Source organism: Guyparkeria sp. TX1 (genome assembly GCF_046523965.1).
Lineage (GTDB): Bacteria > Pseudomonadota > Gammaproteobacteria > Halothiobacillales > Halothiobacillaceae > Guyparkeria.
The window spans coordinates 2241934-2255601 of the sequence record NZ_CP144142.1 but is presented as its reverse complement, the minus strand read 5'-3'; the positions used below and the strand labels follow the sequence as shown (position 1 = coordinate 2255601).

At 66.9% G+C, this 13668-nt stretch carries 13 protein-coding genes; 8 read left to right on the top strand and 5 right to left on the bottom strand.

Translation table 11 applies throughout. The features are described 5' to 3' along the window. Positions 1-104: 104 nt before the first annotated feature. The 8 genes from VWP12_RS10390 (at position 105) to VWP12_RS10355 (ending at position 6518) form a co-directional block, all read left to right on the top strand. On the top strand, positions 105-1076 hold the full coding sequence (locus VWP12_RS10390; RefSeq protein WP_410474061.1) for a metal ABC transporter solute-binding protein, Zn/Mn family: 972 nt from the start codon (positions 105-107) through the stop codon (positions 1074-1076). Continuing rightward, entirely contained in the window at positions 1073-1888 is an 816-nt protein-coding gene (locus VWP12_RS10385; RefSeq protein ID WP_410474059.1) for a metal ABC transporter ATP-binding protein, read from the top strand. The genes VWP12_RS10390 and VWP12_RS10385 overlap by 4 nt, the downstream gene beginning before the upstream one ends. A 145-nt stretch (positions 1889-2033) precedes the next feature. Next, positions 2034-3239 carry a metal ABC transporter permease gene (locus tag VWP12_RS10380; RefSeq protein WP_410474058.1) on the top strand — a complete coding sequence of 402 codons (1206 nt, stop codon included), beginning with the start codon at positions 2034-2036 and terminating at the stop codon, positions 3237-3239. Further along, positions 3239-4165, top strand: coding sequence for a metal ABC transporter permease (locus tag VWP12_RS10375; protein ID WP_410474057.1), 927 nt, complete (start codon positions 3239-3241; stop codon positions 4163-4165). The genes VWP12_RS10380 and VWP12_RS10375 overlap by 1 nt, the downstream gene beginning before the upstream one ends. Positions 4166-4290: 125 nt before the next feature. Continuing rightward, entirely contained in the window at positions 4291-4593 is a 303-nt protein-coding gene (locus VWP12_RS10370) for a hypothetical protein (protein ID WP_410474056.1), read from the top strand. Continuing rightward, positions 4575-5180, top strand: a complete 606-nt coding sequence (locus tag VWP12_RS10365; RefSeq protein WP_410474054.1) for a YiiX/YebB-like N1pC/P60 family cysteine hydrolase — start codon at positions 4575-4577, stop codon at positions 5178-5180. The genes VWP12_RS10370 and VWP12_RS10365 overlap by 19 nt, the downstream gene beginning before the upstream one ends. 43 nt (positions 5181-5223) lie before the next feature. After that, positions 5224-5859: a class I SAM-dependent methyltransferase gene (locus tag VWP12_RS10360; protein ID WP_410474053.1), complete on the top strand. Its 636-nt coding sequence runs from the start codon at positions 5224-5226 to the stop codon at positions 5857-5859. A gap of 5 nt (positions 5860-5864) precedes the next feature. Beyond that, positions 5865-6518 carry a DUF1614 domain-containing protein gene (locus VWP12_RS10355; RefSeq protein WP_410474052.1) on the top strand — a complete coding sequence of 218 codons (654 nt, stop codon included), beginning with the start codon at positions 5865-5867 and terminating at the stop codon, positions 6516-6518. 194 nt (positions 6519-6712) lie between these two features. Here the strand turns inward: VWP12_RS10355 and VWP12_RS10350 are convergent, their stop codons facing one another. From VWP12_RS10350 to VWP12_RS10330, 5 genes are all read right to left on the bottom strand, one after another. Next, a complete protein-coding gene (locus tag VWP12_RS10350; protein WP_410474051.1) occupies positions 6713-7984 on the bottom strand; it encodes an O-acetylhomoserine aminocarboxypropyltransferase/cysteine synthase family protein in 1272 nt (423 codons plus the stop codon). Positions 7985-8047: 63 nt separating this feature from the next. Further along, on the bottom strand, positions 8048-8680 hold the full coding sequence (locus tag VWP12_RS10345; protein WP_410474050.1) for a YrbL family protein: 633 nt from the start codon (positions 8678-8680) through the stop codon (positions 8048-8050). Positions 8681-8730: 50 nt separating this feature from the next. Then, positions 8731-9738, bottom strand: a complete 1008-nt coding sequence (locus VWP12_RS10340; RefSeq protein WP_410474049.1) for a 2-hydroxyacid dehydrogenase — start codon at positions 9736-9738, stop codon at positions 8731-8733. Further along, on the bottom strand, positions 9735-11963 hold the full coding sequence (locus VWP12_RS10335; protein ID WP_410474048.1) for a tRNA(Met) cytidine acetyltransferase TmcA: 2229 nt from the start codon (positions 11961-11963) through the stop codon (positions 9735-9737). Before VWP12_RS10335 ends, VWP12_RS10340 begins: the two co-directional genes overlap by 4 nt. 35 nt (positions 11964-11998) lie before the next feature. Next, positions 11999-13576: an inorganic phosphate transporter gene (locus VWP12_RS10330; protein ID WP_410474047.1), complete on the bottom strand. Its 1578-nt coding sequence runs from the start codon at positions 13574-13576 to the stop codon at positions 11999-12001. Positions 13577-13668 lie beyond the last annotated feature (92 nt).

Genomic DNA, 13668 nt, shown 5'->3' with positions numbered 1-13668 from the left:
GAAAGTTAGTCTTGACTAACTTTGGCGGGGGCGACTTCATGCGGGTAGACGAGGGGGCAGCGGTTCGGCCGTTGGCTTGGCGGACGACATGCCGAGAAGTGGCCATGCAACGCATGCTCACGGCGGTGCTGGCCCTCGGGGCGGCGCTCGCCTTGCTGCTGATGCCCCCCTCGGCGAGTGGTGCAGACCAGCGGCTGTCGGTGGTGGCGACCACCGGGATGATCGCCGATGCGGTACGTGAAATCGGCGGCGACCAGGTGCAGGTGGACGGCCTGATGGGCCCGGGCATCGACCCGCACAGCTATCGTCAGACCCGCAGTGACATCGTCGCCATGACACGCGCCGACTTGGTTCTCTGGCATGGCCTGTACCTTGAGGCGCAGATGGAGGAATTCCTGCAGCGACTGATCAAGCGTCAGACCGTGGTCGCCGTGGCCGAGGAGCTCGATCGGGACCGGTTGCTCGGTCACGAGGATTATGACGACAAGCGCGATCCGCACGTCTGGATGGACCCGGCACTCTGGGCCGATGTGGTTGCCACGGTGCGTGATGCCATGATCGAGGCGCGCCCCGATCTTGAAGCGACTTTCCGCGAGCGGGCGACCGATTACATCGAGCGAATCAAGCGGTTGGGCCAGTGGGCCACCGAGGTCACGTCGAGCGTGCCGGTCGAGTCGCGCGTGCTGCTGACCGCGCACGACGCCTTTGCCTATTTTGGTCGCGCCCACGACTTCGAGGTGATCGGTATCCAGGGCATATCGACCGAATCCGAGGCCGGGCTGCGCCGCATTCGCGACCTGGTCGACCTGCTGGTCGAGCGCGAGATTGCGGCGGTGTTCGTGGAGAGCTCGGTTTCGGAACGCAATATCCGCGCCCTCGTGGAGGGAGCGGCCTCACGCGGGCACGAGGTGCGCATCGCCGGCACACTCTACTCCGATGCCATGGGTCCGGCGGGTCGTTACGAGGGGACGTACATCGGCATGATCGACCACAACATCACCACCATCGTCCGTGCCCTCGGTGGCGAGGCACCCGCCGGTGGCATGCAGGGCCGCCTGACGGAGGCTGCACCGTGATCCGGGCGCTGCAAACCGCGATGGGACGATCTCCGATCGGTGATCCGCTCGATACCGTGTCGGACAAGCCGCTGGCGGTGCGGGGCCTGACGGTCTCCTATGGCGACAAGCCCGCCGTGTTCTCGCTCGACATGACCGTCGAGGAGGGTTCGATGACCGCCATCATCGGCCCGAACGGCGCCGGCAAGTCGACCACCCTCAAGGCCGTGCTCGGCATCGTGCCGCGGTTGTCGGGGGTGGTGTCGGTGTTCGGTCAGCCGTTGGCGAAAAGCCGCCCCCGCATCGCCTATGTCCCGCAACGGGCGTCGGTCGACTGGGATTTCCCCACGCGCGTGATCGATGTTGTCCTTATGGGGCTCTCACGTGAACTGGGTCTGTTGCGGCCGGTGCGCGAGAGCCACCGACAGCGGGCCTCCGATTGCCTCGAGCGCGTCGGCATGCGTGATTTTGCCGAGCGGCAGATCGGTCAGCTTTCCGGCGGGCAGCAGCAACGGGTCTTTCTTGCCCGGGCCTTGGCGCAGGGCGCGGATCTCTACCTGCTCGATGAGCCGTTCGCCGGAGTGGATGCGGCTACCGAGCGGGCCATCATCGACGTGCTCAAGGGGCTGCGCAGCGAGGGGCGCACGGTGGTGGCCGTTCACCACGATCTTTCCACGGTGCGCGACTACTTCGATCACGTCATGATGATCAACGTGCACAAGGTCGCCGAAGGGCCGGTCGCCGAAGCCTTCAGCGAGGAGAACCTGCAACGCGCCTATGGTGGCCGACTGGCGGCGAACCTGATGAATCAGTTGCAACTCGGCGGCCATTAATGGGTGCCTCGACAAACCTGCTGCGCCCCCTGATCGCGGCGTCACGTGCTCATTCGCTCCTCGCCTATCGTCTTGATATGTCTCGTCGCTCGTTGCGCGGTTCCTTGCGCTCGGGCGGCTCGCGACGGTTTTTCGAGGCACTCTGATGTTCATCGATGCCGTGACATTGCAGCTGGGATACAACGCCACGCTGGTGGCGATCGGCGCGGCCCTGTTGGGGATTGCCGCCGGCGCCTCCGGCACGTTCCTGTTCCTGCGCAAGCGTGCGCTGGTCTCCGATGCCATCAGTCACGCCACCCTGCCGGGCGTGGGGCTCGCGTTCCTGGTCATGACGGCCTTTGGCGGTGACGGGCGTCACCTGGTCGGGCTGTTGATCGGGGCGTCGCTGACCGCGGCCTTCGGGCTGTGGATCATGCACGGACTGACCCGTCACACCCGACTGGCGGAGGATGCCGCCATCGGGGCCGTGCTGTCGGTGTTTTTCGGTTTCGGGGTGGTGCTGCTGACGGTCATCCAGACCGTCTCGGTCGGTCGACCGGCGGGGCTGGAGGACTTTCTGCTCGGTGCCACGGCGGGAATGCTCTATCAGGATGCCGTCCTGATTGCCGTGGCCGGGGCACTGGCGGTGCTGGTGGTCTGGGCCTTGCGCCGGCCGATGACTCTGGTGGCCTTCGATGCCGGCTTTGCGGCCGCCTTGGGGGTCAACGTCCGGCGGGTAGATCTGGCCATGATGGGCCTGGTGCTGGCGGTGACCATCATCGGGCTCAAGGTCGTCGGCCTGGTGCTGATCGTCGCGCTGCTGATCATCCCGCCGGTGACCGCTCGTTTCTGGACTAATCGCAGCGACCGGGTGGTCGTCATCGCCGGGTTGTTCGGCGGGCTGTCGGGCTTTGTCGGTGCGGCGATCTCCGCGACGGCACCGTCGCTGCCGACCGGGCCGATCATCGTACTGACGGCGTTCGTCCTGTTTGCCGTCTCGATGCTGTTTGCCCCGGGGCGGGGCGTGCTGGCCGCGTGGATGAGGCACCGACGTCAGCAACGACGCATTCACCTGCGCCAGGGGCTATTGGCCATTGCCCAGGATTTGCCCATCTACGAGCGCTACACCCTGCAATTGCTGGTGCGCGCAGGGCTGGCCCGCGCGGACGGCGTGCCCACCGAACTGGGGCGCCGACGTGCCGAGAAGGCCTGCCGTGACGAATCGCGCTGGGCGGTCGCCCGGCGCATGCACTCGCACGAATCGGCCGTATCGCGCTACGACGGGTTGCTGCCGATCGAGGACGTGCTGACCCGTGACGAGATCCGTGAAATCGATCGCCAGATCGCCGATGTCGGCGGGGAGTGCGCCTGATGGGTGGCGAATTCGTGATGCTCTCGCTGGTGCCGATCCTGATCGGCGTGCTCGCGGCCATTGCCTGCGCGCTACCGGGCAACTTTCTCGTCCTGCGCCGCCAGGCCCTGATCGGTGACGCCATCAGTCACGTGGTCTTGCCGGGGATCGTGGTCGGCTTTCTCTTGAGCGGTACGGTCAGTTCCTGGGCGATGATGGCCGGTGCCGCCGGCGCGGCGGTGGTGGCCGTGCTCCTGATCGAGCTGATTCGGCGGCTGGGGCGGATCGAACCGGGCGCGGCCATGGGCGTGGCCTTCACCGCATTGTTTGCCTTCGGCGTGCTCCTGCTCGAGCAGTCGGACACCTCCTCGGTGCACCTGGACGTGCAGCATGCGCTCTATGGCAACCTCGAGAGCCTGATCTGGGTGGAGGCCAAGGGCTGGAGTTCGCTGTTCGATCCGGTCGCCCTGGCCGGGTTACCGCCCGAACTGCCGCGGATCGCCATCGTGGCGCTGTTGATGCTGATCTTTACGGTGCTTTTCTGGCGGCCGCTCAAGATCTCGACCTTCGACGAGGGGTTTGCTCGTGTGCTGGGTATGCGCACCAACCTGATCGGCTTCGGGCTGGTGATCATGGCGGCAATCGCCGCGGTCGCGGCCTTCGATGCGGTGGGCTCGATCATCGTCATCGCCATGTTCATCTGCCCGCCGGCCGCTGCCCGGCTGATGACCAACCGCCTCGAAACGCAGGTGCTCTGGTCGGTGGCCTTTGCGGTCTTTTCGGCAGTCATGGGCTACGTGCTGGCCGGTTACGGGCCGTTGTGGTTGGGTGCCGACGATGCCGTGAGCGCTGCGGGCATGATTGCCACGGTGTCCGGCCTGGTGTTGGCACTGGCCGCATTCTATGGCCCGCACCGCCAATCCAGTGGTAGCCCGGCTGCAGGGTGAGTGTCTCGGCCTGTGGCTGGGCAGTTTCCGGCTCGGGTAGACTGTGCCGGCCGGGGGCGTCCTCTGCGGCCCTGCGATCTCCAGCAAGAATCAGTCGATGAGGAATACAACGCATGATGCATGTCATGAAGACAGGGAAGGTCATCGGCCTGACCGCACTGGCCGGGATGTTGTCGGTGATGCTGGCCGGGTGCTCAGGTCCCAGGGCCGATTTCGAGGCCGCCTGCGAGAAGAACTCCGGCGATGCCGAGGGCTGCGCCTGCATGGGCGAGCGCCTGGAGAACAACCTCAGCGAGGAGCAGTTCGGTGAACTGGTCAAGCTGATGGGTGACGAGGATGCGTCTCTCGAGGAGGTGGGTGGCCGTCTTGAGGAAAACACCTTCCAGGAACTGATGATCGCCGCGAAGCAGTGCGAGACGCGCCCCTGATCGCCCGCGCCGGCGCGCTCGCTTTCATCCTGGTTGCGCCGCTGGCCCACGCGCAACCTCCGTCCCCGCCGCATTCCCTGCAGACTGGCGACATCGTTCTGCTGGGCAATGACAGCGCCTGGGGCTTTGTCGCCCGCCGGTTCGCCGATGGCGACAGCCGCTGGAGCCATGCCGGCATGGTGATCCGAGACGAGGAGAGAGTCGCCGTGGTCCACATGGACGGCTCGCCCCTGGGAGGGCGGATCCGGCGCGAATCGGTCGCTGCGTTCACCTCGGGGGCTCGGCATGTCAAGGTGGTTCGCCCGACACTCGACCCCCGCCAGCGTGCGCAGGTCGGCAGTTGGCTTGCCGACCACCTGGCGAAAGAAACCGCGTTCGACAGGCGTTTCCGGCTGGACGACGATCCGAGCCTGTACTGCTCCGAACTGGTCTGGCGTGCGCTGGATCAGGTGGCGATGACGCCCGGGGATGACAGCCTGCCGCGTGCCGCTGGCCGGGCTTACGTGCCGGTCGATCGACTCGCGACACTCGGTCGGGTCCTCGGCGGCCGAGAGCGGCCGCCGTCGGTCGTCGCCGAGGCGCGCTGACGCATCGCAAACGACCGGCTCCACCGCAGACAGGAGACGCGCAATGGCCAGAGAAGCCGCCTTTGAGGCCCATCACCGGCGCTATGAAGACTGGTTCGAGCGCCACAAGGCCGCCTATGTCTCCGAACTGCTCGCCCTGCGGTCGTTCCTGCCCCGCGAGGGCGACGGGGTGGAGATCGGCGTGGGCAGCGGCCGCTTTGCCGGGCCACTGGGCGTGCGGGTGGGGCTCGACCCGTCCCCGGCCATGCTGGGATATGCCGCCCGGCGTGGCATTGAGGTGGTCGAGGGGGTCGCGGAGGATCTGCCGTTTGCGTCAGACCGCTTCGACTACGCGCTGTTGGTCACCACGATCTGTTTTCTGGATTCGCCCGAGGCGATGGTCGCCGAGGCCTGTCGTGTGCTTCGACCGGGCGGGCGGCTGGTGATCGGTTTCATCGATCGAGAGAGTCCGCTCGGGCAGGTCTACGCGACACATCAGCAGGAGAGCGTGTTCTATCGGGACGCCACGTTCTACTCGGCCGACGAGGTGGCGGGTTTCCTCGAGGGCGGTGGTTTCCGCGTGGATGCCTGGGGCCAGACACTGGTCCACTCCCTTGTCTCAACACGGGAAATCGAGCCCCTGCGGCCCGGGCACGGCGATTGTGCCTTCGTGGTCGTTTCGGCCATCAACGGGGGCTGATACCGATGCCGGGCGGTCCGTTCCTGTTCGCCCTGTTCGGGTTGATGTTCCTCTTCGTCCTGATCCAGGTCGGGGCATTGCAGGTCGCCTTCCACAAGCTGGGGCTCGACCCGCAAGCGGGAATGACGCTTCTGTTCGTCTCCCTGATGGGCAGCCTCGTCAACGTGCCGTTGTTCCGCATGGAAGCCGAGGAGCCGGCCGAACCGCCCCCCGAACCGTTCCGCGGCCTGCTCAAACACCGCCAGGTGCCCTTCGAGGGGTTCACGACGGTGGCCGTGAACCTGGGTGGCTGCCTGTTACCGGTCACCTTTGCCGCTTACCTCGTGCTCAATGCGGGCGCTTCGCTGGAAAACTACCTGCTGGCCGTCGGCCTGGTCTCGACGGTGGCCTACGTGGCCAGCCGTCCAATACCGGGACTGGGCATCGGCATGCCGGTCCTGGTCGCGCCACTGGCCGCGGCGGGCTTCGGTCTGCTGCTTGACCCGGCGCATAGTGCGGCCTTGGCCTACGTGGGTGGGACGATCGGTGTTCTGATCGGCGCGGATCTGCTGCGCCTGAAGGACGTGCGCAAGATGGGATCGCCGGTGGCTTCCATCGGCGGGGCGGGGACCTTCGACGGGATCTTCATCACCGGCATCATCGCCGTGCTGCTGGCCTGAGGCGGCCAAGCCCCTTACCAGAAACCACCGTCATCCGTAGGTCGGGCTTCAGCCCGACATTCCACCCGGATGACAGGTAATTCGGTTTCGGCAGGGGAGGGGTGGTCTGGGCGGCTGTCGGGCTGAAGCCCGACCTGCAGTGGCGACGCTCGTTCGCTGGGCAGCGCGAGTGTTGGCGTCCGTCCTCGATTACGTCAACGTGCCGCCTTGAGCGCCTGATCAAGGTCCTCGATCAGGTCGTCGACGTGTTCGATGCCGATCGACAGGCGCACCATGTCCGGTGGCACGCCGGCGGCGCGCAGTTCCTCGTCGTTGAGCTGGCGGTGGGTGGTCGAGGCGGGGATCGCCGCGCAGCTCTTGGCATCGCCGATATTGACCAGCCGCAGGATCAGTTTCAGTGCGTCGTAGAACTTCACGCCCGCCTCGCGACCGCCCTTGAGGCCGAAGCTGAGGATGCCCGAGGCGCGGCCGTCCATGTACTTCTGCGCCAGGCGATGGTCCTTGTGCTCGGGCAGGCCCGCGTACTGCACCCAGCCGACCTGCGGGTGACCCTCGAGAAACTCGGCCACCTCCTGGGTGTTCTCGCAGATGCGATCCATGCGCAGCGAGAGGGTCTCCAGCCCCTGCAGCAGGTTCCAGGCGGATTGCGCCGACAGGGCCGCGCCGGTGTTGCGCAGGGGCACCACGCGGGCGCGGGTGATGAAGGCCGCCTCGCCGACGTCGTTGGTGTAGCTCACGCCGTGGTAGGACGGGTCCGGCTCGATCAACAGCGAGAAGCGTTCCGGGTGCGCGGCCCAGTCGAAGCGGCCCGAGTCGACGATCACCCCGCCGAGCGTCGTGCCGTGGCCGCCGATGTACTTGGTCGCCGAGTGGATGACGATGTCCGCGCCGTAGTCGATCGGCTTGACGAGAAAGGGGGTGCCCACGGTGTTGTCGACCATCAGCGGCAGGCCATGGCGGTGGGCGATGTCGGCCAGGCGCTCGATGTCGGCGACGCCGCCCGAGGGGTTGCCGATCGACTCGCAGTAGATCGCGCGGGTGCGCTCGTCGATCGCCGCCTCGATGCCGGCGAAATCGTCCTTGTCCTGCATCCGCACCTCGATGTCCTGTCGCGGGAAGGTGTGCGCGAACAGGTTATAGGTGCCGCCGTAGAGCTCGCTGATCGAGATGATGTTGTCGCCGGCCTGTGCGACGGTCTGGATGGCGTAGGTGATCGCCGCCATGCCGGTGGCCGTGGCCAGCGCGCCCACACCGCCGTCAAGGGCGGCCATGCGAGCCTCGAGCACCCCGCAGGTGGGGTTCATGATGCGCGAGTAGATGTTCCCCTGGACCTTGAGATCGAACAGGTCGGCGGCGTGCTGGGCGCTGTCGAAGCTGTAGGAGGTGGTCTGGTGGATCGGCACGGCGACGGCGTGCTGGTTGTCCGGCTCGTAGCCTGCGTGCAGGGCGATGGTTTCGGGGCGCATGGTCTCCTCCCAGTGTCGTTTTGCACCGAGATTAGCAGGGAACCACTCACCCGAGTCGCGGAATCAGTCGGCTTGCCGGAGAGACTCGATTTCCTCACGCAGTTGACGGATTTTCTTGCGCTTGTAGAGGCGGTTAAGCCAGGGACTGACCGCGCGGATCGGGATGCCGGCGCGGTCGCCCAGCCCATCGATCATCACGAAGTGCCCGTCCGGATGCCGGGCGAGGTTGTCCGCCGAGAGGTCGTTGGTCAGCACGTTGGAGGTCAGCGCCCAGTCGAGGAAGGTCTCGAGCGCCTGTTGCTCGCGTTGCCCGTAGCGTCCGGATTCCACCAGGTCGCGCAGGGTGGGCGCCAACTCACCGTTTTCATCGAGTACCGCCTCGACCAGCAGGGCTGCCCCCATGTCCGTGTCGACCACGCCGAGGATGTTCTGGATGTGCGGGCAGGGTGCGCACTGGCCCGGATGCCAGGCCCGGGAAACCAGATGTTCGATCATCTCCCGGGCGAACGCGCGGTGATGCCCAATGCGACGGCGCTTCTGGTAGAAACGGTCCCGCTTGTCCCGGCGCTCGATAAAGCGCGGATTGACCACCTTGACCAGCACGCGCGGGTCATCCGGGTGGCGAAAGACCAGTTTCTGCGCGCCTTGGCCAACCGGTTCGAGGGAGGAGAGTTCTAGGGGGGTGATCAGGTCCATGGGCGCTCGGGGAAAAACGGGGATTGTAGCGCCCCAGAGGGGCGGGCCGATCAGTCGGCCTGTTCGTTGGTTGGGGTGATCTCGCGCTCGCAGGCCGTGCCGGTCTCGATGCAGGTCAGGTTCTGGAGGGTCTGACTGGCGATCTGGTCGAGTGCCTCGTGGGTGAGGAAGGCCTGGTGGCCGGTGATCACCACGTTGTGAAAACCCAGCAGCCGGGCGAACAGGTCGTCGGTGAGGACCTCGTCGCTGCGATCCTCGAAATACAGCGGCCCTTCGTGCTCGTAGACGTCCATTCCCAGCCCGCCGATCCGCCCGGCCTTGAGGCCCTCGATGACCGCCGGCGTGTCGATCACCGCGCCCCGGGCGGTATTGACGATCACCACGCCCGGTTTCATGCGGGCGATGGCGTCGGCATCGATCAGGTGATGGCTGTCCTCGGTCAGCGGGCAGTGCAGGCTGATCACGTCCGATTGCTCGAACAGCGCGTCGAGGGAAACGTATTCCACGCCCATCGCCTCGCAATCGGGGTTGGGGTAGGGGTCGTGGGCGATCACCCGCGCGCCGAAGCCCGCCTTGAGGATCCGGGCGAACACCGTGCCGATCTTGCCCGTGCCGATCACGCCCACCGCCTTGCCGATCACGTCGAAGCCGGCCAGCCCGTGCAGGGCGTAGTTGCCCATGCGCACCCGCGCGGTCGCCCGCGGGATCTGCCGGTTGACCGCCTGCATCAGCGCTACGGCGTGTTCGGCGACGGCGTTGGGCGAGTAGGCCGGTACGTGCACGACGCGCATGCCGGTCTCGGCGACCGCATCGAAATCGACGTGGTTGCAGCCGGCACAGCGCAGGGCGAGCACCTCGGTGCCGCCCTCGGCCAGTGCCTGGATCACCGGGGCGCCAAGCACGTCGTTGGCAAACGCACAGACGGCCGGATAACCGCGTGCGAGATGGACGCTGTCCTCGGTCAGCCGTTGGGGGAAGAAGTCGATCTCGTGGCTGTGATCGATCGCCTCGAAGGACTCGCGGTCATAGGGCTTGGTGGAAAAGAGTGCGACTTTCATGTCCGTGATCCCTGTTGTCCGTTCGTGAAAACCGGATTGGCCGCCTCACCGGGTGTGTCGAGTGCAGCGAGCATCTCGGCAAGCGCCAGTCGGCAGGTGGTCTCGACCGCGCGTCGACCGGTCAACTCGAACCATTGGGCGAGCCGAGTCTCGTCCTGCAATTGCAGCATACGACCAATCAGCAGCGCGCGGCGACCGAGCGGCACGGCCTCGATGGCCGCCGCTTGCGTCAGGGCCGGGGTCAGCCAGCGGCGTAGCGGTTCGAGAGCGGCATCGAGGTGGTGCCTGTGCCGGGCGCAGGCCATCAGTTGATGCCGCTCAACCGTAGTTAGTGAGGGGAGGGGATGCGGCTGGCTCGCGGCCAGCAGGGCGGCGAGCCGCTCGGGATCGACGTGTCGTAACGGCCCGGCGGCGCGCGCGGCAAGCTGGCGAACAAAAGAGCCGGCGGCGTGCTCGACGGCCGCCGTGCCCTCGGCGGTGAGCCCCATCGCCATGACCACGGCCTCGCTGCCGGAGGCATGGTCGCGATGCTGACCAAGGTGCAGCACCTGCATGCCACAAGCCGCCCAGAAGGCGATCAACTCGTCTTCCATGCCGAAACTCACGCCGAGGAAATCCTGACCCTCGCTGCGGGCGGTCGCCGCGATCGCGCGCACCATTTTCTTCCCCGCCCTCTGTCGCCGGGCCGTCGGGTGAACGGCAATCCGCTGGATCCGCCGCCCACGCCGTCCCGGCCAGTCGGGTAGCCCGGCGTGGGCCGCCAGTGTCTGGGGAAGCAGGTGGCCACGCAGGCGACGCTCGCCGTGAAAGACCGCCTCGGCGAGGTCGGCCGGCAGGTTGCCTTCGTCCTGGGTGGCGGCGGCCACGATCACCCCGGCTTCGGTCTGGGTGGTCCAGAGCTGGCTGGCCGGGCCGTCGAGCAACTGGCGCAAGTCCTGGGGGGTGGTGCGGTAATGCGCGCTGACCAGCAGGCCGAACCATTCGCCCAGGCGGCGCTCGTCGGCGGCGAGATCACGGGGATCGAGACGTTGCGGCGGGTGGGCCGTCTGTAGCGCGCGGGATGCCAGGGACCCTGCGGGATCCGCATCCAGCAGCAACAGGCGGTCGACCAACCGCTCGAGTGGATCGCCCGGCGCCCAGCGGATGGGCGTGGTCAGCCAGTGGTGATGCACGGAGACGGCCATGGCCTCAAGGCGGGGCAGAAAGCGCAGGGTAAATCCGCGCCCGCTGCCCTCGTAGCCGTGCTCGGTGGTGGCGAAGACACAGCGCGGGTAGGCGGCGAACAGTGCCTCGAGCACGGCAGACGGCAGGGCGGCGGCCTCGTCGATCAGCAGCAGGCGCGCCTCGTGATTTTTTTGGGGACGTTGCTCGATCAGCACATCGGGCGGCAGGAAGCGCAGCTGGTGGTCGCCGACCCGGACGGTCCCGTCCTTGTCTGTCGTCGAGCCGGTCGTTTCACGCAGGCGGTCGAACAGCGGGGTGACCGCCTCGCGCCGCGGGGCGGTCACCAGCACGTCGCCCAGCCCTTCCTCCAGCACTCGCGCCGCGGCCAGGCCAAGCGCCGAGGTCTTGCCGCGGCCACGATGCGATCGCAGCACTAGAGGGCGGCGCGGGCGCCCGCGGGCGGCGGCGAGGATGCGGTCGATGGTGCGGGCCTGGTCGTCAGTGCGGCAGGGGGTGGGCGTGCCCGTGCTGGCGGTCCAGGTGGAGTCAGGTTGTGGCGGCGCGGCAATGGGCTGATCTTGCGCAATGTGCCAGAGGTGGGTGGCCTCGCCGAGACAACGCACCAGTCGCTCACGGTAGATCGGCCCGGCGTCGCCGGCTTGGTAGGGGTACGGCACCAGGCGCGCCATGTCGGGGTCGGTCTGCCACGGCCAGTCGGCAAGCGGCGGGGTCAGCAGGATCAGGCAGCCGCCACCGCGGACTCGCCCGGCCGCCGCGCCGAGTGCATCGGGATCGAAGCCTGACAGGGCATTGACGACCACTCGGCCGTTCTCGCCGCCCAGCGCTTCGCCCGCCCGACGAAAGCCGAGTGACGGCACGCCGGTGGGGCCGTCCGGGCCAACCCAGAGGCTGTCGTCGTCGATCAGGGATTGGGCGTGGGCGATCGCCCAGTCGCGCGTGCCGCTGACGAGGACCGCCAATCGATGCCCGGTGCGTTGCCAGGCCGGCAGGGTCGCGTCGAGCGTGTGGCGAAGGGTCGGGTCGGTCGGGTGCGCTGGCATGGAGGGATTCTAGATTCCTTGGCCAGCGACGGCGATCATCCGCCGGCGAAGATGCCGCGGATCAGGAAGAAAAATAGTGCGGCTAGCAGGGCGGCGGCCGGCACGGTGATCACCCAGGCGGCAATGACCTTGAGCAGCAGCGAGCGCTTGACCAGTTCACGCTTGTAGATCTTTTTCAGGCCCTTGCGCTGACGCTTGCTGATGTGTGCCTCGCGGCGCGTGTCCTTGTCCTTGAGCTCCTGGAGCATCAGCTTCTTGTGCTTGAGCGGCGCGGCCCGGAAGCGCTCGAGGTATTCCTGCATCACCTCGTCGTCGTCGCTTTCTGGGTGGAGATCGCGGACCTGTTGCTCGAGACGGTCGTAGTTGGACTTGAGGTACTCGCGCAGGAAGCCCACCCCGAACACTGCACCGATGGTGACGTGGGTGGTGGAGACCGGCAGGCCCAGCTGCGAGGCGAGGATGACGGTCAGCGTGGCTGCCATCGCGATGCAGTAGGCCCGCATCGGATCGATGTCGGTGATCTCGTGACCAACGGTGCGGATCAGCTTCGGGCCATAGAGGGCAAGACCCACCGCGAGACCCAGAGCACCGATCAGCATCACCCACAGCGGGATGGCCGCCTCGCTGGCGGTGCCCGCCTGCGTCAGCGCGTCGTTGATCGCCGCGAGCGGACCGACGGCGTTGGCCACGTCGTTCGAGCCATGGGCAAAGCTCAGCAGGGCGGCGGCGAAGATCAGCGGCAGGATGAACAGGCGGTTGACGCTCGCCTTGTTGTTCTCCTGCATGCCGTCGGCGGCCCGGGCGACGATGGGACGGACGATGAAGAACACGATCGCGGCGATCACCAGGCCTATCAGTGCGGCGCCCAGGAACGGGATCTCGACGATCTTTTTCAGGCCCTTGACCACGAGGTAGGTGCCGAAGGCCCAGGCCATCAGGGCGAGGAACCAGGGAACGCGCTTTTTCGCCGCGTCGATCAGGTCGCCCTGATAGGTGATGCTGCGCTTGATCAGGTACAACAGGACGGCGGCGAGCAGCCCGCCGAGCAGGGGCGAGATCACCCAGCTGGCCGCGATCTGGCCGACCGTGCCCCAGTTGGCGATGCCCCAGCCGGCCGCGGCGATGCCGCCGCCCATCACCCCGCCGACAATCGAGTGGGTTGTCGAGACGGGGGCACCCAGTGCCGTGGCGAGGTTGAGCCAGATCGCCGCGGCCAGTAGGGCGGCCATCATCAGCCAGACGAAGGTCATCGGATCGCCGATGGCGGCCGGATCGATGATGCCGCCCTTGATGGTGCTGACCACGTCACCACCGGCGATGATCGCGCCGGCCGCCTCGAAGATCGCGGCGATCGCGATTGCCCCGCCCAGTGTGAGGGCCTTGGAGCCCACCGCCGGGCCGACATTGTTGGCGACGTCGTTCGCGCCGATGTTCATGGCCATGTAGGCACCGATCACCGCGGCGACCACCATCACGAGACTGACGTGCCCCTGAGTGAGCCAGGTGAACAGTGCCACGCCGATGACGAACAGCAAGGCCACACCAAAGCGGAACAGCTCCCGGCGAGCGGGTTGGGCAACCTTGTCGAACGCGTCCACCTCGTTGAGATCCATGTCGAATATGCCTGTCACAATGTCATGAAAAACGGCACGTTAGCGGACCAGCGCCGCTTCGTCCATTGCCCGAGCGCTGACGTCGGTCTTGA